This window comes from Paraburkholderia tropica, from assembly GCF_014171495.1.
In the GTDB taxonomy this organism is placed as follows: Bacteria; Pseudomonadota; Gammaproteobacteria; order Burkholderiales; family Burkholderiaceae; genus Paraburkholderia; species Paraburkholderia tropica.
This window is the reverse complement of sequence record NZ_CP049135.1, coordinates 1,644,776-1,665,125: the sequence shown is the minus strand read 5'-3', so window position 1 is coordinate 1,665,125 and position 20,350 is coordinate 1,644,776. Positions and strand designations below refer to the sequence as shown.

Annotated in this window: 14 protein-coding genes and 1 pseudogene; 7 read left to right on the top strand and 8 right to left on the bottom strand. The window is 67.7% G+C overall.

The genetic code is table 11. From position 1 onward, the window contains the following. The first annotated feature begins 17 nt into the window (after positions 1-17). Genes glgX through treY form a run of 4 tightly spaced genes read left to right on the top strand, consistent with a single transcriptional unit; the run spans position 18 to position 9,399 of the window. Entirely contained in the window at positions 18-2,225 is a 2,208-nt protein-coding gene (gene glgX, locus G5S35_RS22215) for a glycogen debranching protein GlgX (protein WP_074982612.1), read from the top strand. A 27-nt stretch (positions 2,226-2,252) separates the two neighbouring features. Continuing rightward, complete coding sequence (treZ, locus tag G5S35_RS22210; RefSeq protein ID WP_183039019.1) at positions 2,253-4,214, top strand: malto-oligosyltrehalose trehalohydrolase; 1,962 nt, start codon at positions 2,253-2,255, stop codon at positions 4,212-4,214. Beyond that, positions 4,211-6,478 (top strand): 4-alpha-glucanotransferase, encoded by a 2,268-nt coding sequence (malQ, locus tag G5S35_RS22205; RefSeq protein WP_183039018.1) that lies wholly within the window; start codon positions 4,211-4,213, stop codon positions 6,476-6,478. Before treZ ends, malQ begins: the two co-directional genes overlap by 4 nt. Continuing rightward, the gene (gene treY, locus G5S35_RS22200; RefSeq protein ID WP_183039017.1) at positions 6,475-9,399 is read left to right on the top strand and encodes a malto-oligosyltrehalose synthase; all 2,925 of its coding nucleotides are present in this window, start codon (positions 6,475-6,477) and stop codon (positions 9,397-9,399) included. The genes malQ and treY overlap by 4 nt, the downstream gene beginning before the upstream one ends. Positions 9,400-9,407: 8 nt before the next feature. On the opposite strand, the gene G5S35_RS22195 is transcribed toward treY, so the two are convergent. Both G5S35_RS22195 and G5S35_RS22190 read right to left on the bottom strand, forming a co-directional pair. Next, positions 9,408-10,871 carry a hemolysin family protein gene (locus tag G5S35_RS22195; RefSeq protein ID WP_065059991.1) on the bottom strand — a complete coding sequence of 488 codons (1,464 nt, stop codon included), beginning with the start codon at positions 10,869-10,871 and terminating at the stop codon, positions 9,408-9,410. Positions 10,872-11,066: 195 nt separating this feature from the next. Then, a complete protein-coding gene (locus tag G5S35_RS22190; protein WP_183039016.1) occupies positions 11,067-11,837 on the bottom strand; it encodes a sensor histidine kinase in 771 nt (256 codons plus the stop codon). Between the two features lie 252 nt (positions 11,838-12,089). Between G5S35_RS22190 and G5S35_RS22185 the strand changes: the two genes are divergently transcribed. Both G5S35_RS22185 and G5S35_RS22180 read left to right on the top strand, forming a co-directional pair. Further along, a complete protein-coding gene (locus G5S35_RS22185; RefSeq protein WP_065059993.1) occupies positions 12,090-12,431 on the top strand; it encodes an FKBP-type peptidyl-prolyl cis-trans isomerase in 342 nt (113 codons plus the stop codon). Positions 12,432-12,467: 36 nt separating this feature from the next. Beyond that, the gene (locus G5S35_RS22180) at positions 12,468-13,313 is read left to right on the top strand and encodes a helix-turn-helix domain-containing protein (RefSeq protein ID WP_110326659.1); all 846 of its coding nucleotides are present in this window, start codon (positions 12,468-12,470) and stop codon (positions 13,311-13,313) included. Positions 13,314-13,343: 30 nt separating this feature from the next. On the opposite strand, the gene G5S35_RS22175 is transcribed toward G5S35_RS22180, so the two are convergent. The 6 genes and pseudogenes from G5S35_RS22175 to folC form a co-directional block, all read right to left on the bottom strand. After that, entirely contained in the window at positions 13,344-14,213 is an 870-nt protein-coding gene (locus G5S35_RS22175) for an MOSC domain-containing protein (protein ID WP_183039015.1), read from the bottom strand. A 7-nt stretch (positions 14,214-14,220) separates the two neighbouring features. Continuing rightward, on the bottom strand, positions 14,221-15,411 hold the full coding sequence (locus G5S35_RS22170) for an O-succinylhomoserine sulfhydrylase (RefSeq protein ID WP_183039014.1): 1,191 nt from the start codon (positions 15,409-15,411) through the stop codon (positions 14,221-14,223). A gap of 252 nt (positions 15,412-15,663) precedes the next feature. Beyond that, the gene (purF, locus tag G5S35_RS22165) at positions 15,664-17,208 is read right to left on the bottom strand and encodes an amidophosphoribosyltransferase (protein WP_065059997.1); all 1,545 of its coding nucleotides are present in this window, start codon (positions 17,206-17,208) and stop codon (positions 15,664-15,666) included. Between the two features lie 138 nt (positions 17,209-17,346). Further along, the gene (locus G5S35_RS22160; RefSeq protein WP_065059998.1) at positions 17,347-17,841 is read right to left on the bottom strand and encodes a CvpA family protein; all 495 of its coding nucleotides are present in this window, start codon (positions 17,839-17,841) and stop codon (positions 17,347-17,349) included. 7 nt (positions 17,842-17,848) lie between these two features. Beyond that, positions 17,849-18,747 (bottom strand): annotated as a pseudogene (locus tag G5S35_RS22155) (SPOR domain-containing protein). Positions 18,748-18,809: 62 nt separating this feature from the next. After that, the gene (gene folC / locus G5S35_RS22150; RefSeq protein WP_176080119.1) at positions 18,810-20,120 is read right to left on the bottom strand and encodes a bifunctional tetrahydrofolate synthase/dihydrofolate synthase; all 1,311 of its coding nucleotides are present in this window, start codon (positions 20,118-20,120) and stop codon (positions 18,810-18,812) included. 11 nt (positions 20,121-20,131) lie between these two features. Here folC and G5S35_RS22145 point away from each other — a divergent pair, with 11 nt between their 5' ends. Then, positions 20,132-20,350 carry a hypothetical protein gene (locus tag G5S35_RS22145; protein WP_065060001.1) on the top strand — a complete coding sequence of 73 codons (219 nt, stop codon included), beginning with the start codon at positions 20,132-20,134 and terminating at the stop codon, positions 20,348-20,350.

The following is a 20,350-nucleotide window of genomic DNA, read 5'->3' as shown; positions in this document are numbered from 1 at the left end:
GCAGAAGGAGCATCGATATGGCTAACGGCATGCCCGACCGGCTGCTGCCCGGCGCGCCCTACCCGCTCGGCGCGACGTGGGACGGGCTGGGCACCAACTTCGCGGTGTTCTCGGCGCACGCGTGGCGCATCGAGCTGTGCATTTTCGACCCGACTGGCCGCAAGGAACGCATGCGCTACAAGCTGCCCGAATGCACCGACGAAATCTGGCACGGCTATCTGCCCGACGCGCATCCGGGCACCGTGTACGGCTTTCGCGCGCACGGCCCGTATCAGCCACACGAAGGCCATCGCTTCAATCCGCACAAGCTGCTGCTCGATCCGTACGCGCGCCGTCTCGTCGGCCAGATCCGCTGGTCCGACACGTTGTACGGCTATCGCGTGCATTCGAACCGCGCCGATCTCTCGCTCGAGCGGCGCGACTCCGCGCCCGCGATGGCCAAGGCCGTCGTCACGCACGACACCTTCGACTGGTCGCAGGATCAGCGGCCCAACACGCCGTGGAGCGAGACCGTCATCTACGAAACGCATGTGCGCGGCATTTCGATGCTCCGCCGCGATTTGCGCAGCCATCAGCGCGGCACCTTCGCCGCGCTCGGCTCGCCGTATTTCATCGAGCATCTGCACAAGCTGGGCGTGACCGCCGTGGAGCTGCTGCCCGTGCACGCGTTTCTTTCCGAGCGCTTTCTCGTCGAGCGCGGCTTGCGCAATTACTGGGGCTATAACTCGGCGGCGTTTTTCGCGCCCGAGCCCTCGTATCTCGCGGGCCACGACACCGACGAAATGCGCATCGCGATCCGCCAGCTGCACGCGGCCGGCATCGAAGTGTTGCTCGACGTGGTCTACAACCACACCTGCGAAGGCGGCGAAGTCGGCCCGACGATCTCCTGGCGCGGTCTCGACAACGCGAGCTATTACCGCTGCGTGCCCGGTGACGAACGCCATCTGATCAACGACACGGGTTGCGGCAACACGCTCAATCTGTCGCATCCGCGCGTGCTGCAGATGGTCGCCGACTCGCTACGCTACTGGACCACGTCGTATCGCATCGACGGCTTTCGTTTCGATCTCGGCGTCACGCTCGGACGCGAGCCGCACGGTTTCAATCCCGACAGCGGCTTCTTCGACGTGCTGCGCCAGGACCCCGTGCTCTCGCAGGTCAAGCTGATTTCCGAGCCGTGGGACGTGGGGCCGGGCGGCTATCAGCTCGGCAATCATCCGCCCGGATTCGGCGAATGGAACGACCGCTATCGTGACAGCGTGCGCCGCTACTGGCGCGGCGCGCCCGCGCAGCGCGCCGATCTCGCCGCGCGGCTCACCGGTTCTGCCGATCTGTTCGACAAGCGCAAGCGCCGCCCGTGGGCCTCGCTGAATTTCGTGACCTCGCACGATGGCTTCACGCTCGCCGATCTCGTGTCCTACGAGCGCAAACATAACGATGCGAACGGCGAGGAGAACCGCGACGGCCACAACGAGAACTGGAGCGCGAACTGGGGCGTCGAAGGCCCGAGCGACGATCCGGCGATACTCGACACGCGCGCACGCGTCGCGCGCTCGATGTTCGCCACGCTCTGCATCGCGCTCGGCACGCCGATGATGCTGGCCGGCGACGAAACCTGCCGCACGCAGCAAGGCAACAACAACGCGTACTGCCAGGACAACGAAATGTCGTGGGTCGACTGGGCGCTCGCCGCGACGCCGCAAGGCGAAGCGATGACCGCGTTCTGCGCGCGCGCGATCGCGCTGCGCCGGGATCATCCCTTGCTGCGCGAAGCACGGTTCCTGTTCGGCGACCGCGAGGTGATGCCCGACGTGCACGACATCGACTGGTTCGACGAACACGGCGAGCGGCTCACGCCCGCGGCGTGGCAGGACCCCGAAGCGCGCGCGTTCGCGGTGCGGCGCGCGGGCCCGGGACTCGACGGCGAAATCGAAGTATTGTTGATGATGCTGAACGCGTCCTCGCAGGCGGTGACGTTCAGCACGCCCGCGCCGCGCCTCGCGTGGAGCGCGCTGCTCGACACCGCGCACCCCGAGGACGCGCCGCACGCGCTCTACGACGCCAGCTTCGAAGTCGCCGCGCACGCGCTGGTGGTGTTGTGCGCGCGGCCCGCGCACGGCGCGCACGCGGCGCACGAGAGCGGGCACGACGGCGCCGCGTCCGCGAGGACGCCGCCGCCCGACCCGCGCCAGCCGCACGCCGCGCAGGAAAACGCAGCTCGATAGCTCAGGAATCTGCTACAGGAATCGGCCATGTCCCCGCTTTCGCATGATTCGCCCATCCGCCACTATTCGCATTGCCTGCCGTTCGGCGCGCAGTTGACGGGCGTCGCGCCGGGCAAACCGCACACGCGCTTTCGCTTCTGGGCGCCGTCGTGCAGCGCGGTGCAGATCGTCTTCGAGACGGCCGACGGCAGCGCCGCCGCGAGCGCGCCGCTCGACATGACGCCCTCGCATAACGGCTGGTTCGAGGCGCAGGCGCCGTGCGCGCCGGGCGCCTTGTACCGCTACCGGATCGACGGACAACAACTCGTGCCCGACCCCGCTTCGCGCTTTCAGCCGCAAGGCGTACACGGCCCGAGCCAGGTCGTCGATGCGCGCGCGTTCGCCTGGCGCCACGCGAACTGGCAAGGCCGTCCGTGGGAAGAAACCGTGCTCTACGAGCTGCACGTGGGCGCGCTGGGCGGCTACGCGGGCGTGATGAACCGCCTGCCCGCGCTCGCGGAACTCGGCGTCACCGCCATCGAACTGATGCCGCTGAACGACTTTCCCGGCGAACGCGGCTGGGGCTACGACGTCGTGCTGCCCTACGCGCCGCACGCGGCCTACGGCACGCCCGACGAACTCAAGGCGCTGATCGACGCCGCCCACGGTCACGGCCTGCAGGTGCTGCTCGACGTGGTCTACAACCACTTCGGCCCGGACGGAAACTGGCTCGGCCAGTACGCGAAGCCCTTTTTCAAGGCCGGAAAACGCACGCCGTGGGGCGACGCACTCGACTTCGAACGCCCCGAAGTGCGCGACTTCTACAGCGACAACGCGCTCTACTGGCTCAACGAATATCGCTTCGACGGACTGCGACTCGACGCCGTGCACGCCATCGACAATCCCGACTGGCTGCGCGAACTCGCCGACCACGTGCGCGCGCGCGTGGAGCCCGGCCGTCACGTCCATCTCGTGCTCGAAAACGAGCACAACGAAGCGAATCTGCTGGAATCGCATTTCACCGCACAATGGAACGACGACGCGCATCACACGCTGCACGTGATGCTCACCGGCGAATCGGAGGGCTATTACCGCGCGTTCGCCGATCATCCGATCGCGCAGCTCGCGCGCGTGCTCGGCGAGGGTTTCGCGTATCAGGGCGAGCCTTCACCGGTGCACGACGGCCGGCCGCGCGGCGAGCCGAGCGCGCATCTGTCGCCCACGTCGTTCGTGATGTTCCTGCAGAACCACGATCAGATCGGCAACCGTGCGTTCGGCGACCGTCTGCGCACGCTCGCCAACGACGACGACGCGCTGCGCGCAGCCACGGCCTTGCTGCTGCTCTCGCCACAGATTCCGCTGCTGTTCATGGAAGAGGAATACGGCTCGACGCAACCGTTCCAGTTCTTCACCGCCTTCGAAGACGATCTCGCGGATGCGGTGCGCGAAGGCCGTCGGCGTGAATTCAAGGCGTTTGCCGCCTTCACCGACGCCACGCGCCGCGAGCAGATCCCCGATCCGAACGACGTGCGCACGTTCGAGAACTCGTCGCCGCCCGCGCAGTCGCCCGAGCAATCGCCCAATGCACCGCTCGACGGCGACCGGCTCGACTGGATGCACTTCTACAAGTCGGCGCTCGCGGTGCGCGCGCGTTTGCTGATGCCGCGTCTGCGTCACGCGCGCGCGCTCGGCGCCACCGTGCTCGCCGACGATCGCCATGACGGCGGCGGCGACGGCAACACGCCGCGCCGCGCGGCGCTGATCGCGCGCTGGCGTCTCGACGACGGCGAGATCTACACGATCGCGCTGAATCTCGGCCACGAATGCGTGCGCCTCGAACGCGCGCCCGAAGGCATGGTCGTGTTCGAAACGCCGCCGCGCGCACGCGATCTCACCGACAACGGCGTGCTGCCCGAGCGCGCGTGCGTGGCCTGGCTGACCGGCGACGTGCCCGATTACGCGCTGCATCACGATGCACGCGAAGTCCGCCGCGAGGAGCCGCACGCATGAGCACCGCGCGCCGCAGCGACACGCTGGAAGCCCTCGCCCGCCGCGCGGGCTTCGAGGTCGAATGGTCCGACGCCCACGGCGTCATGCAGCGCGTGCCCGACAGCACGCTCGCCGCCTTGCTCGAATGCGCGGGCCTGCCCTGCGCGAACGCCACGCAGTTGCGCCACAGCACCTCGCTGCTGAACGCCGAGCAATCGACGCGCCGTCTGCCGCCGCTCATCACCGCCGAGTACGAAAGCGCGATCGAGTTGCCGCCCTCGGCGGTGCGTTCGGGCAGCCACTATCGGATCGATCTGGAAAACGGCGAGCATATCGAAGGCCGCTTCACGATGCCCAAGGGCGAGCCCGCGCTGCTCGCGCCGCTCTCCGAGCCCGGCTATCACACGCTCACGGTCAACGATCATCGCCTGACGATTGCGGTCGCGCCGCCGCATTGCTGGCGTGTCGGCGACGCGTGGCGCGCGCATCGCGGCGCGGGCGCGCGCGTGCCGCCGCTGTGGGGCGTCGCCGCGCAACTGTATGGACTGCGCCGTCATGGCGATGGCGGCATCGGCGACTTCAGCGCGCTCGCGACGCTCGCGACGCAGAGCGCGCAGCGCGGCGCGCAGGCGGTCGCGGTCAGTCCCACGCACGCGATGTTCAGCGCCGAGCCGGGGCATTTCAGTCCGTATGCGCCGTCGTCGCGGCTCTGGCTCAATGTCGCGCATATCGATCCGGCGGCCGTGTTCGGCGCGCAGGCGGCGCACGACGCCATCGTCGCCGCGCACGCGGAGGACGCGTGGCGCGAACTCGAAGCGCTGCCGCAGATCGACTGGCCGCGCGCCCAGCCGCTCAAGCTCAAGGTGTTGCGCGCGCTGTTCGACCGTTTCGACGCCGACGAGCGCAACAGCGGCTCGCCGCGCGCCGCCGCGTTCGACGCGTTCTGCGCGCGCGGCGGCCAGGCGCTCGACGATCACGCGCGCTTCGAGGCGCTGCAAGCCGCGATGCTCAGCGGCCCCGAAGGTCTGCGCCACTGGCGCGACTGGCCCGAGACGCTGCGCGATCCGCGCAGCGCGGCGGTCGCGACCTTCGCGACCGAGCATCGCCGCGAAGTGGACTTTCATCGCTTCCTGCAATGGCTCGCCGCCGAAGGGCTCGCGCGCGCGCAACGCGAGGCGCGCGAAGCGGGGATGTCGATCGGCCTCGTCGCCGATCTCGCCGTCGGTTGCGACGGTGCGGGCTCGCATGCGTGGTCGCTGCCGCAGGACATGCTGCAACGCGTCTCGGTCGGCGCGCCGCCCGACATCTTCAATCAGGCCGGACAAAGCTGGGGACTCACGACGTTCTCGCCGCGCGCGATGCACAACACCGGCTTTCGCGCCTTCATCGACATGCTGCGCGCCGCGTTCGCGCATGCGGGCGGCGTGCGCATCGACCACATTCTCGGCTTGCGCCGCCTGTGGCTCGTGCCCGAAGGCGAGAGCGCGAAACACGGCGCGTATCTGCGCTATCCGTTCGACGATCTCGTGCGCCTGATCGCGCTCGAATCGTGGCGGCATCGCGCGATCGTGATCGGCGAGGATCTCGGCACCGTGCCGCCTGGGTTGCGCGAACGGCTCGCGTCGCATGCGCTCTACGGCATTCGCGTGCTGTGGTTCGAGCGCGACGGCGGCGGCTTTCTCGCGCCCGCGCGCTACGATCCGCACGGCGTGGCGACCACCACCACGCACGATCTGCCGACCGTCGCGGGCTGGTGGCGCGGCGCCGATATCGACTGGCGCAACCGCATCGGCCAGACCTTGCCGCGCGCGGACGGGCGCGATCCCGTCGCGCTCGAACACGCACAGCGCGCCGCCGATCGCGACGCACTCTGGCACGCGCTGCAGGACACCGGTTTCGCGCCGCGCGAGGCCGCCGCGCCGCCGTCCGATGCGCCGCTCGACGCGCTGCCGGTCGCCGGCGCGCTCGGCTACGTGGCGGCGAGCGCGAGTCCGCTCGTCACCTGTCCGCTCGAAGATCTGCTCGGTCTCGTCGATCAGCCGAATCTGCCGGGCTCGATCGACGAGCATCCGAACTGGCGTCAGCGTTTGCCCTTGCCCGTCGATACGCTTTACGCCGACGCCGCCGTCGCGCAACGCGTGAGCACCATCGTGCACGCGCGCGAGACGGCGCCTGTATCCGCGCATGAATCGGCGCATGAATCCGCGGATTCATCGCCAGACGCATCGCAAAACGCTTCAACCGACACCCTCAGCGCCACGCCCTCCGGTCCGCCCACGCCATGACACTTCCCCGCGCGACGCTGCGCCTGCAGCTTCATCACGGCTTCACCTTCGACGACGCGCTCGCGCAACTCGACTATGTCGCCGCGCTCGGCGTGAGCCATCTCTACCTGTCGCCCGTCACGACCGCGCAGCCCGGCTCGATGCACGGCTACGACACGGTCGACTATCAGGCGGTCAGCGCGGAACTCGGCGGCGAAGCGGCGCTGCGTCGTCTCGCGGAGGCTGTGCACGCGCGCGGCATGGGCCTGATCGTCGATTTCGTGCCGAACCACATGGGCGTGGGCGGCGCGCACAACGCGTGGTGGCTCGACATCCTCGAATGGGGACGGCACAGCGCCTACGCGCGGCATTTCGATGTGGACTGGCATTCGCCCGACCCCGCGCTGCGCGGCAAGGTGCTGATGCCGTTTCTCGGCGCGCAGTACGGCGAGGAACTCGCGGCGGGCCGCATCGAACTGAAATTCGACGCGGCCCACGCGCGCTTTTACGTGCAGTACGGCCCGCACGTCTGCCCGATCTGCCCGACCGATTACGCCGCGATCCTGCAATCGGCGGATCGCGCCGATCTCGCCACGCTCGCGAGCGCGTTCCAGGGTTTGACCACGCAGCCCGAGGACCAGACCCGCGCGAGCGCCGCGCGCGATGCGCTGCGCGCGTTCGTCGAACGCGAAGGCACCGACCCGATCGAATTTGCGCTGGAATCCTATGCAAGTGCCGATCCGGTCCCGCGCGACAGGCTGCATCGGCTGCTGGAGCGCCAGCACTTTCGCCTCGCGTGGTGGCGCACCGCCACCGACGAAGTGAACTGGCGGCGCTTTTTCGACGTGACCGCGCTCGCGGGCGTGCGCGTCGAGCGGCACGACGTGTTCGAAGCCGTGCACAAGCTCGTGTTCCGTCTGTATGCGGACGGCGTGATCGACGGCCTGCGCATCGATCATATCGACGGGCTCGCCGATCCGCGCGAGTATTGCGAGCGGCTGCGCCAGCGGCTCGCGTCGTTGCGCGCGACGGTGCCGTATATCGTCGTCGAGAAAATTCTCGCGCGCGGCGAGGCGCTGCGCGAAGACTGGCCCGTGCAAGGCACGACCGGTTACGACTTCATGAACGACGTGGGCGCGCTGCTGCACGATCCGGCGGGCGCCGCGCCGCTCGCCGAGAGCTGGGCCGCGATCTCGGGCGACGACGCGCCGTTCGCGCGCGTGGCGCTCGACGCGCGCCGCGAAATCCTCACCGCGTATCTCGCCGCCGAACTCGATCACGCGGCACGCGCGCTGCATCGCATCGCGCGCGAGCAGCCGGGCACGCGCGACTTCACGTATGCCACCGTGCATCGCGTCGCCGCACAGCTTGCGATGCATTTCCCGGTGTATCGCATCTATCCGGTCAACGGTTTGCGCGGCGCGACCGACAACCGCTATTTCAACGTGGCGCTGGAGGCGGCGCGCGAGGCGCTGCCGCGCGCGAGCCGTCTCGCGCTCGATCAGGTCGACGCGTGGCTCGGTGCGCGCGCGCCCGATAGCGCGAATGGCAACGGCAACAAACCCGCACGGCCCAACGGTTCCGGCGGCGCCAACAGCCACGCGCAGCAGCATGCGTCCGGCGCGAAAAACGCCGCACGCAACTCGCCGAAAAACGCCGCGCAAAGCAGCGCGCCCGCGCCGCTCAGTCATGCGCTGATCGCCCAGCGCACCGCGCTCGCGCTGTTCTCGCAACTGAGCGCGCCGCTCGCGGCCAAGGCCACGGAGGACACCGCGCTGTATCGCTACGGACGGCTGCTTTCGCGCAACGAAGTGGGCGCCGATCCCGACGACTTCGCGATGAGCGCCGCCGACTTCCACGCGGCCAATCAGCAACGTCAGCGCCGCGTGCCCTACGCGCTGCTCGCCACGGCCACGCACGATCACAAGCGCGGCGAGGACGTGCGCGCGCGTCTCGCCGTGCTCAGCGAGATCGCGCCGGAATGGAACGCGACCTTGCGCGCGTGGTCGACGCTCAATCAGCCGCAGCGACGCAACGACGCCGCGCCGCCCGCGCAATGGTCGCCCGGCCCCACGGCGGAAGCGATGCTGTATCAGACGCTGGTCGGCTGCTGGCCGCCCGATCTCGATCCCGGCGACGAAACGGGCGTGCGCGCGCTCGCCGAACGCGTCGCGCAATGGCAGCTGAAAGCGCTGCGCGAAGCGAAGCTGCGCACCAACTGGCTCGTGCCCGACGAAGCCTATGAATCGGATTGCCAGGCGTTTTTATTCGATATTCTCGCGCCGCAGCGTCGCGAAGGTTTTCTGCATGCGCTCGCGGCGTTCGTCGCGCGCGTCGCGCCGGCCGGGGCCGTGAATACGCTCTTGCAGACGGTGCTGCGGCTCACGTCGCCGGGCGTGCCCGATCTGTATCAGGGCACCGAGTTCTGGGACTTCAGTCTCGTCGATCCCGACAATCGGCGACCCGTCGATTACGCGCGGCGCGCCGCGGCGCTCGACCACGACACGCCCGCCGCGAAGCTCGCGCAGTGGCGCGACGCGCACGTGAAGCAGGCGACGATCCGGCGCGTGCTCGCGCTGCGCGCTCGCGCGCCGGGATTGCTGCGGGAAGGGGAGTATGTGCCGCTGGAAGTGCGCGGCGCGCAGGCTGCGCATGCGATTGCGTTCGCGCGCCGCCACGGCGATGCGTGGGCCGTCGTGATCGGCACGCGCCACGCGGCGGCGCTGCTCGACGACGACACGCCGCGCGTCGCGCCCGAACGCTGGGAAGACACGGCCGTGGTGTTGCCGAAAACCTGCACGGCCACGGCGCTGCACGACTGGCTCAGCGACGCGAGTCACACGATCACGCACGATGCTCAGGAACCGCTGCTGTATCTGCGCGACGCGCTCGCCGCGTTGCCGGTCGCCGTGCTGTCGAATCTCGCGCGCGAGGACGCTTGAGGATGCGCTCAACCGCCCTCGTCTTCGAGATCCTTCGGATACACGCGCACGAGCACGATGCGCGGTCCCTTCATTTTCTTCACGACGATGTCGAAGCGATCGAACGACACGCGCTGACCTTCGGTCGGCAAGTCGTTGAGCGCGTGAATCACGAGGCCGCCCACTGATTCCGCGCGGCCTTCGTCGATATCGATGCCGAGCGCCTGTTCGAGCGACACCACCGGCAGGCTGCCGCGGCCCATCAGCGTGCCGTCGTCCATGCGGGTCCAGTCGGTATCGGCCTGATGGAATTCGTCGTGAATCTGGCCCACCAGCGCGCCCAGCAGATTGTCGAGCGTGAGAAAACCGTTCGGCCGCTGGCCCTTGCGGCCCACCAGCGCGAAATGCGGCGCGCCTTTGCGAAAGCGGCGGAACAGCGCGAGCGCGGGCGTTTCGGGCTTCACGTACTGCACGGGGCGCACGAACTTGCCGAGGTCGTCGAGCGCGTGGCCGGCCTCGCGCGCGAGCAGCAGATCCTTCAGGTGAATCAGGCCGACGACTTCTTCGCCGCTGCCGTCCTCGAACAGCGGATAGCGGCTGAAGCGATGGCGCGCCACGATCTGCATGTTGTCCTTGAGCGGCACGTCGCGGCGCAGGCCCACCATTTCGTGCGTCGGACGCATGAGGTCGGAAACCGTGAGGCGCGAGAAGTCGAGCGAATGCGCGAGCGCGTTCCACTCGTCGGCGCTCCAGTTGTTCGCGGCCTGCGCGAGCGACGCCTGCGAGCGGCGCGGCGAGCGCATCTGGGCTTGCCCCGTGGCCGCTTCGCGGCCTTGGGCGTGACCGTTCGCGTGGCCGCTTGCTTGACCGTTCGCGTTCGCGTGCGCGTCGGCTTCGGCTTGCGCGGCGGTGCGGCGGCTGCGCAGGATCAGCTTGAGTTCGTCGGTCGAATAGTGCGCTTCGGTGCCGTGTTCCGACGACAGGCCCGCGAGGCGCAGCACGGCGCTCGCGCTCGAATTGAGCGCCCAGATCGCGGGATACATCGTCCAGTAGAAGCCATAGAGCGGCGCCGCGCACCACAGCGAGATCTTTTCCGCCTGGCGGATGGCGAGCGACTTCGGCGCCAGCTCGCCCACCACGATGTGCAGAAACGAGATCACCGTGAAGGCGAACACCAGCGAGATGCCGTGAATCAGTTCGGGCGAGCGGATGCCGACGATGTCGAACACCGGCTCCAGCAGCTGCGCGAACGCGGGCTCGCCGATCCAGCCGAGGCCGAGCGAGGCGAGCGTGATGCCGAGCTGGCACGCGGACAGATAGGCGTCGAGCTGGCCGTGGACCTTGGCGAGCAGCCGTCCGCGCATGCCGTGTTGCGTCGCGAGGGACTGCACGCGCGTGGCGCGCAGCTTGACCAGACCGAATTCGGCCGCGACGAAGAAACCGTTGAGGGCAACGAGGAACAGCGCGCCGATCAGGGCGATAACCTGCATCAAGAGATAGGGCTCCGGAAAACGAAGCGATCAGTATAAGGGGTGCAAGCGGCCTGTAAGGCTAAGTCGGGCGTTTCGATCGGCGCGACGCCGGGTGGGATTGCGTCAGCTCACATGCCGTTGCGTATGACGCGAAGCGGGCCGCACAGGCGGCCCGGGTGTCGGCTGCTCGATTCCGGCGCGCCGTTCAGCCGCCGTTCAGCCGCCGGTCGCCGACACGCTGAGCGTGAGCGTGGCAGCCTCGCCCGCCACGAGCGGCTGCGCGTCGAAACGGCCGCCATGCGCCTCGGCCACGCGCTGGCACAGCGAGAGCACCCACGCGGCGCGCCCGGCCTCCTGCGGCTCGGCCGCCTGCGCGAGCGCGAAGGATTCGAGCACGTGCGGCAGCGCGCCGTCGAGAAGCGTCTGCGGGCTGGCCGTCCACTTGACCTCGAACTGCGCCGAGGTGGCCGTCGCGCTCACATTCAGCGCGATCTGCGCGCCCGGCTCGCTGGTTTCCGCCGCGAACACCAGCATCAGCCAGAGCGACTGGGCGAGGCGTTCGCGGTCGGCTTCGACGCTCGCCGCCGCCGGATCGACGGCCGCGACGTGCACCGTGTAGCTCACGCCGCGCGCGTCGCCGAGCGCAGCGCGCGCGTCGTTGACGGCTTCGTCGACGAGCGTGTCGAGCGCGAACGGCCCGCGTTCGATCGCGAGCTTGCGCGTTTCGGCGCGGGTCGTATCGACGAGCGTTTCGAGCAGATGCACCTGCTGCTCGACACCCGTGCGGATGCCCGCCAGCGCGCGCTGCGCGGCGGCGTCGGCTGTGTCGATCTTGCGTTCGAGCACATAGGCCCAGCTATGAATTGCGTTCAGTGGGCTGCGCAAATCGTGCGACACACGCGAGAGCACGTGGTCGCGCATGAAGCGCGCGGCTTCGGCGCACAGACGTGCCGTGCGTTCAGTACGGGTTTGTGAAGTCGACGCCATCGGATTCCTCTTCTATCGCCCGCTGCGGGCGGACCGTCCCCTTCCGGTACGGCCAGGCCCCATTATAGGCAGGCAGCGGCGCGCCGGAAGCCGCGCATGCGCCATGCCCGAAGCGGCATGATCGCAGTGCGGCTTGCCACGCGACTCGCGGCGCGGCTCGCGACGTTGCCCGTCGCTATCGCCCGCGCCCTCTGCGCAACCTGCAAACCGCCTACAATACCGTTTTTACCCTTTCCGATTCAGGAGTCTTTCATGTCTATCGTGACCACCGCATCCGGCCTCAAGTACGAGGACCTGACCGAAGGCACCGGCGCAGAAGCCACCGCCGGCCAGACCGTCAGCGTGCACTACACCGGCTGGCTGACGGACGGCCAGAAGTTCGATTCGAGCAAGGACCGCAACGACCCGTTCGCCTTCGTGCTGGGCGGCGGCATGGTCATCAAGGGCTGGGACGAAGGCGTCCAGGGCATGAAGGTCGGCGGCGTGCGCAAGCTCACGATCCCGCCGCAACTCGGCTACGGCGTGCGCGGCGCGGGCGGCGTGATTCCGCCGAACGCCACGCTCGTGTTCGAAGTGGAACTGCTCGACGTCTAAGCGCGTCGGCTTCGCGCGCCCACCGTTTTCGCCACCATGAATCCGCATCATCATTCGCCCGTTACCGCGCCCGGCGTCGAGCTGCGCCGGTACGGGGCCATCGAGGAAACCGATCTGCACGACTTTCACCAGATCGTGCTCGGTCTCGACGGTTCGATGGAGATGACGGTGGGCGGCGTGGGCGAGCGCATCGACCCGTGCTCCGCGTGGCTGATTCCGGCCGGCGCGCGGCACGACTATGCGGGCATCGGCGAAAACCGCCAGCTCGTGCTCGATTTGCCCGCGGCCTCGCTCGCGGTGCCCGAGCGTCTGTTCGACACGGCGCGCGCCGTGCGCATCGATCCCGCGCTCGCGGCGCTGGTGCGCCAGATCGCGCAGCGCGCGGTGCTGGCGGGCGCGAGTTATCTGTCGGCGTCGCTGGATACGTCTTCGGTTTCCGGATCGTCATCGTCCGGCGACGACTTGCGCGCGCGGCGCTTTCACTGGGACGCGTCGGCGCGCCTGTGCGCCGCGGTGCTCTCGCAAACCGGCATCGCCGGCAATAGCGCATTCGACGCCGCCGCAGGCCTCGACTTCGCGCGCATCGACCGCTGGTTGCGCGCGCATCTCGCGCAGCCGCTGCGTATCGCCGATCTGGCCGCGCATTGCGGCTTCGGCATGCGGCGCTTTCATCAGTTGTTTATCGAGGCATTCGGCGAAACGCCGCATCGCTATCTGCAACGGCTGCGTCTGGATACGGCCGTCACGCTGCTCGCCGATCCGCGCCATTCGCTGACCGACATCGCGCTCGAAGTAGGTTTCGGCGATCAGAGCGCCTTCACGCACGCGTTCACGCGGCGCTTCGGGCTCGCGCCCGGACAGTGGCGCGCGCTGCCGCATTGAGCCGCGCGCGCTTCACCCACGGCAACCCCGTCACTCGAAGCGATATTCCCACTGCGCCTGCGCGCCCACCGCGAGACGTTTGCCCGCGCCCGCCAGCACCGTCGCGTTCTGGCCGAACGTGAGACCGCCGTCCACGCGCGCATCCGCGCGGAAGGTCTGCAAGGTGTCGAGCGGCTCGGCGGGCCATTGCGCATCGCGCTCGCCGCTTAGCTGATCGATCGTCGTGATCGGGCAGCGTGCGCACGGCTTCACGAAACGCAGCACCACGGCTTCGCCGCCGTCTTCGTCTTCGATCGACAGCGTGTCGATGAAGTCCTCGTCGAACGCCTCGCCGCCGTCGACCACGATGTTCGGACGAAAGCGGCTCATCGGCAGCACGGGCGCGCCCTTGGCCGCGAGCCGCGCGTTCAGCTCGGCCAGCGACGACTCGCTCGTCACGAGAATCGGAAAGCCGTCGGCGAACTGCGTGGGCGCGTCCTGGTCGAGCGTCCACTTCTTGCTCGCGAGACGCGTGACGTCGTGCGCGAAACGCACGAGCCGCACCGGCACGCCGAGCGCGCGCGTGAACCAGTGCGCGGCTTCGTCGCCTTCGTCGAGCGCCTCGAAGGTGTCGCCCCAGACCGTCGCCTGCACACGCGCCTCGTCGCCGCGCGGCGCGAACGGCAAGTGCAGGCCGCCGCTCACGCCGTCCATCGAGAGCTGCACGCCGTCCTGCGCGAACACCGGCACGATGCGCGCCATCGACGCGTATTCGCGCTGCGAAACGAAGCGCCCGTTCGCGTCGACGACCATCCAGTGACGGTCCCACGCGAGGCCCTGCGTTTCGAGCTGCGCGTGATCGAGCGCGATCGCGCCGCACGACTTCACGGGATACACGAACAACGCGCGGATGACGCTCATGACGCGCTCACTGCCCGAGGCCGCGCGCGAGATCGCCGCGCACGTCCTGCGGATCTTCGAGGCCCACGGCCAGACGGATCAGCCCTTCGGTGATGCCCGCCGCCGCGCGCGCTTCCGGCGAGATGCGGCCGTGCGTGGTGGTCGCCGGATGCGTGATGGTCGTACGCGTGTCGCCGAGATTGCCGGTGATCGAGCACACCTTGGTGTTGTCGATCACGCGCCATGCGTTCGCACGCTGTTCCTCAGGCGTGTCGCCCTTCACTTCGAACGAGACGATCGCGCCGCCCGCTTTCTGCTGGCGCATCGCCAGTTCATGCTGCGGATGCGAGGCGAGGCCCGGATAGTAGACGCGCTTGACCGACGGATGCGCCTCCAGCCAGCGCGCGATTTCGAGCGCGTTGGCCGACTGCTTTTCCACGCGCAGCGAGAGCGTTTCCATGCCCTTGAGCAGCACCCACGCGTTGAACGCGGAGAGCGTCGGGCCCGCGCTGCGCACGAACGGGAACACCTTCTCCATGATGAACTGCTTCGAGCCCACCAGCGCGCCGCCGAGCACGCGACCCTGACCGTCGAGGAACTTGGTGGCCGAGTGCATCACCACGTCGGCGCCGAGCTTGAGCGGCTGTTGCAGCGCGGGGCTGCAGAAACAGTTGTCGACGACGAACAGCGCGCCCGCTTCCTTCGCGATCTTGCTGACGGCCGTGATGTCGGCGACTTCGGTCAGCGGATTCGACGGCGTTTCGAGGAAGAACATCTTCGTTTCGGGACGCACGGCGTTCTTCCACGCGTCGAGATCGGTCGGATCGACGAAGGTGGTCGTGATGCCGAACTTGCTGAAGATCTGCGAGAACATGCCGAGCGTCGAGCCGAAAATGCTCTGCGAACTGACGATGTGATCGCCCTGCTGCAGCGCGGACATCACCACCGACATGATCGCGGCCATGCCCGAAGCCGTGGCCATGCAGGCCTCGCCGCCTTCGAGTGCGGCCAGGCGGTCCTGGAACATGGTGACGGTCGGGTTCGTGAAGCGCGCGTAGGTGTAACCCGTTTCCGAGTTCTTGAAGCGCTCGGCGGCCTCGGCGGCGCTGCCGAAACAGAAGCTCGACGTGAGGTAGAGCGCTTCCGAATGTTCGTTGAACTCGCTGCGCAGCGTGCCCGAGCGAACTGCCAGCGTGTCGAAGTTGAGGTTGTCGTCCATGTTCGTGTTTTCCGTAGCCAGAACCGTGTTTCAGGTCTGCGCGCGGCGCGCGCAAACGCAAAAAAGCCCGCTTTGCGTCGGCAGAAGCGGGCTTTTCGGGAATTCGGGGGCGCTGTAGCAAATGAGCGGCGGCCAATGCTGCACCGTTCGCTTTAGCTGTTTTGGGTTGCCCCGCGTCCGCAAGCTGAGATCAAATCGACGCAAGCCCACATGCTAACACGGGAAACGCACAGGCGTTTCCCGTCGCGCAACTCATTCGACCGACAGTTGCAGATGCAATTGCGAGCGCGAGCCGCCGTCCTGCGCGTCGCTCGCGGCGTCGCGGTCGGATTGCGCCTGCGGCGCGAGGCGCGCCGTTTCGATTTTGTCGAGATAGGCGCTCGTGATGTCGCCGGTGATGTACTCGCCGTCGAAGCACGATGCCTCGAATTCCTCGATCTCGGGATTGATGTCGCGCACGGCCTGCTTGAGCGATTCCACGTCCTGATACACGAGGTAATCCGCGCCGATGATGCGCGCCACTTCTTCGTCCGTGCGGCCATGCGCGACCAGCTCGCCGCGCGTGGGCATGTCGATGCCGTAGACGTTCGGGAATTTCACCGGCGGCGCCGCCGAGGCGAAGATCACCTTGGTCGCGCCCGCATCGCGCGCCATCTGCACGATTTCCTGCGAGGTCGTGCCGCGCACGATCGAGTCGTCGATGATCAGGACATTCTTGCCCTTGAACTCGATGCCCATCGCGTTGAGCTTCTGGCGCACCGACTTCTTGCGCATCGCCTGGCCCGGCATGATGAAGGTGCGGCCCACGTAGCGGTTCTTGAAGAAGCCTTCGCGGTATTCCACGCCGAGCTTGTTCGCCACCTGCATCGCGGCGGGGCGCGACGAATCGGGAATCGGCATCACGACGTCGATCTTCACGTCGGGCAGTTCGCGCTGGATCTTCTCCGCGAGATAGTCGCCCATGCGCAGACGCGCGTTGTAGACCGGCACGCCGTCGAGCACCGAGTCCGGACGCGCGAGGTACACGAGTTCGAAGATGCAGGGGTTGAGCTTCGGCTTCTCGGCGCATTGCTGCGAATGCAGGTTGCCGTCGAAATCGATGAACACCGCTTCGCCCGGCTCCACGTCGCGCACGAACTCGAAACCGATGCCTTCGAGCGCCACCGACTCCGACGCCACCATCCATTCCGTGCCTTCCGGCGTTTCGATCTTGCCGATGCACAGCGGACGGATGCCGAACGGGTCGCGGAACGCCAGCAGGCCGTAGCCCGCGATCAGCGAAACGATCGCGTACGAGCCGCGCACGCGGCGATGCACGCCCGAGACCGCCTTGAAGAGCGCGGCCGGGTCGAGTTGCAGACCGGTGGTCGCGAGCTGCACTTCGTGCGCGAGCACGTTGAGCATCACTTCGGTGTCGGAGTTAGTGTTCACGTGGCGGCGATCCACGCGGAACATCTCTTCCTTCAACTGTTGCCAGTTCGTGAGATTGCCGTTGTGGGCGAGGATCAGGCCGAACGGCGCGTTCACGTAGAACGGCTGGGCCTCTTCTTCGCTCGACGCCGAGCCGGCCGTCGGGTAACGCACCTGGCCGATGCCGCAGGTGCCGGGCAGGCTACGCATGTTGCGCGTGCGGAACACGTCGCGCACCATGCCGTTGGCCTTATGGAGGTGGAACGTGCTGCCGTTCGCGGTGGCAATGCCGGCCGCGTCCTGACCGCGATGCTGCAGGAGCAGCAGCGCGTCATAGAGGAGCTGGTTGACGGGAGAGCGGGAAACTACGCCTACGATGCCGCACATGGCAGGTCCTTCAAAAAAGCGAAATCGGTAACAGCTCGCGAACAGTCGGATCGCGGCGGCCGGTCGAGTCCGGCCGGAGTGCCGCGAGGCAGCGCCGCCTGACAATCCCGGGCCCTGTCACAACCGATCAGCTGATGATCAGACGTGAACGTAGGCCGCGAGCGTATCGGGCAACATGGGTTTCAGTTCGTGCACGCCCTGCACGGCATAAGGCCGCAGCAGTGCGTTGCGCCAGAAGTCCTGCTGGGGCAGCTCGGTCAGTCCGCCAAGGACGACGAGAATCAGCACCAGCACGACGCCTCGCGCGAGGCCGAACAACAACCCGAGCGAACGGTCCACGCCGGACAATCCGCTCACCTGCACCAACCGGCCGAGCAGCGCGTTCGCCACGCCGGCCACGAGCACCACGCCGATCACGATCAGCGCGAAGGCGATCAGCCATTGGGTGAGCGCCTGACCCGGCAAATGCGCCGGAATCCAGGGCACCACGCGGTCCACGTAGCGGCACGCCACGATAAACGCCGCAATCCAGCCGATCAGGCCAAAAATTTCGCCGATGAATCCCCGCCACGCACCGCGCAGCGCGGACAAACCGATCACCGCCATTACAGCGTAGTCGAATGCCGTGAACATCGGCGGCTTATTCCGCGTTCGCGTTCGAACCGGCCGTCAGACCCGCGCCGCGCACCTTCGCGATCGCCTCCGTGGCGGCCGCGCGGTCGGCGAACGGGCCGGCGCGCAGCAGCGTGCGCGTCGTGCCGTCGGCATCCTTGCGTTGTTCGGTATATGCGGGTACACCCGCGGCTTTCAACTTCGTGACCCATTTATTCGCGGCCGCGTCGCTGCTGAACGCGCCGAGTTGCACCGCGAAACGCGCGCCAGGCGGCGCGGCGGGCGCGCCGGAATCGTCGCTGCCGGTTGCGGTTTTGGCGCTGCCGGTTGCGGTGTTGGTCGCGCTATTGGTCGCGTTATTAGCAGCAGATTGCGCGGGCTTCGCGGCCGGCTTCGGCTGCGCTTGCGCGGTTTGGGCGGTTTGCTGCTGGGCGGGCTGGGCTTGCGTCTGCGCCGGCGCGCTTTGTGCGGTCTGCACGGACGGCGCCTTCACCGCCGGTGCGGCTGCGGGCGCGGACGCCGCAGCGAGGCTCGACGCGCCCGGCGCGGGCGGATTGTCGGGCGCGACGCCGGCTTGCGTATCGTCGTCGTCATCGCGCGCGGGGCAGCGGCCCCCTTGGGCGCGGGATGGCTCGGAATGTCGATCGCGATGTCGTCGGTGACGGGCTTCGGATGGGAGTCGAGCACCATCGGGAGAATCACGATGGCGGCCAGCACCAGCGCGATCGCACCGACCAGGCGGCGGCGCGCGCGCTGCTTCTCCGGCAAGGTGGGATCGAGGAGCATGGCCTCGGCGTCGGCGGACCGGTCCGTGCGGCGGCTGCGCCGCTCAACGCGCGTGTTCTGGCTGCTCCGTCGGCTGGAGCCGGCATCGGCGCCGCGTCGGCGGGGCGCCTCGTCTTTCTTGCCGAACGAGAAAATTCCCATGTATGGCTGCTTTTGGCCTGTCTGCGTGGTGCTTGCCGTGGTGGCGTAGATTCGCCGCGCGTTCAGTGCTGCTGTGACTTTCGCCAGGCCATGACGCCGGCGACGGTCAAGAAACTCCCGAAAACAATAATTCTATCATTTTCAGTCGCTCGTTTTAGCGCATCTTGAAATGCAGCGGCGGGCGATTCGTAATGCGTGATGCTGCTGTCTGCGCTGTCTTCCACACCGGCCTCGCGCAGCGCGTCTTCGAGCTGTTGCGCGGACGCCGCGCGCGGCAGCGGCAGATCGGTCACGCACCAGTGGTCGATTTCGCCCTTCAGATGGCCGATCACGCCGGCGATGTCCTTGTCGCGCATGGCGCCAAATACCGCGTAAGTGTACGGAAAATAGCCCATGCTGCCGAGATTTTGCCCGAGCACGGCGGCGGCATGCGGATTGTGGCCGACATCGAAAATGATCGCGGGCTTGCCCGGCAGCACCTGGAAGCGCCCCGGCAATTCCACGTTCGCGAGACCCAGACGGATGTCCTGCGCCGAAACCGGCACGCGGTCGCGCATCGCTTCGAGCGCGGCGAGCGCGGCCGAGGTATTGATCAGCTGATTCGCACCGCGCAGCGCCGGATACGCGAGCGCCGAACGGCGTTGCGTGCGGCCCACATAGCTCCATTGCTGGCGCTCGCTGCCCGGCGAGCCTTCGAAGCGGAAATCGCGGCCGAAGAGCCACAGATCGGCGCCGATCGACTCAGCATGGTCGATGAGCGTTTGCGGCGGCAGCGGGTCCGAGCAGATCGCGGGCTTGCCTGCGCGGAAGATGCCGGCCTTTTCGAAGCCGATCTTCTCGCGCGTGTCGCCGAGATATTCGGTGTGATCGAGGTCGATGCTCGTGACGATCGCGCAGTCGGTGTCGAGCACGTTCACGGCGTCGAGGCGGCCGCCCAGGCCCACTTCGAAGATCACGGCGTCGAGCCCGCGCGAAGCGAACAGATGCATGATCGCCAGCGTCGTGAACTCGAAATACGTGAGCGAAACCGGCGTGGGCAGCGCGTTGCGCGCGGCTTCCACGGCCTCGAAGTGCGGCAGCAGATCGGCGTCGCTGGCCTGTTCGCCGTCGATGCGCGCGCGCTCGTTGAACGAGAGCAGATGCGGCGACGTGTGGCAGCCCACGTGATAACCGGCCTTAAGCAGAATCGTTTCGAGAATCGCGCAGGTCGAGCCCTTTCCGTTCGTGCCGCCGACGGTGAAGATCGGACACTCGAACTGGAGCTTCAGCGCCTCCTTGACCTGGGTGATGCGGCCGAGGCCCATGTCGATGCCGACCGGGTGCGCGGTTTCGAGATGCGTGAGCCACGCGTCGAGAGTGGGAAAGGTGCTCATGAATACGCGATGTGAAACGATTCGAATGGAAGGCCGGACAACTGCTGCTGTGCCATGACGGCGCAAACAACAAACAGCGGACACGCGGCGCGGCGTCCTGCCCGCGCGCACCGCAATCGAACATCCTCTATTCGACCGCGATCTCGCGCGAACGATCCGCCACGAAAGAACGGCATTATCGCGGAAATGACAACGCGCCGCTTGCTTTCGCTCGCGGCGCGTTGGCTTGA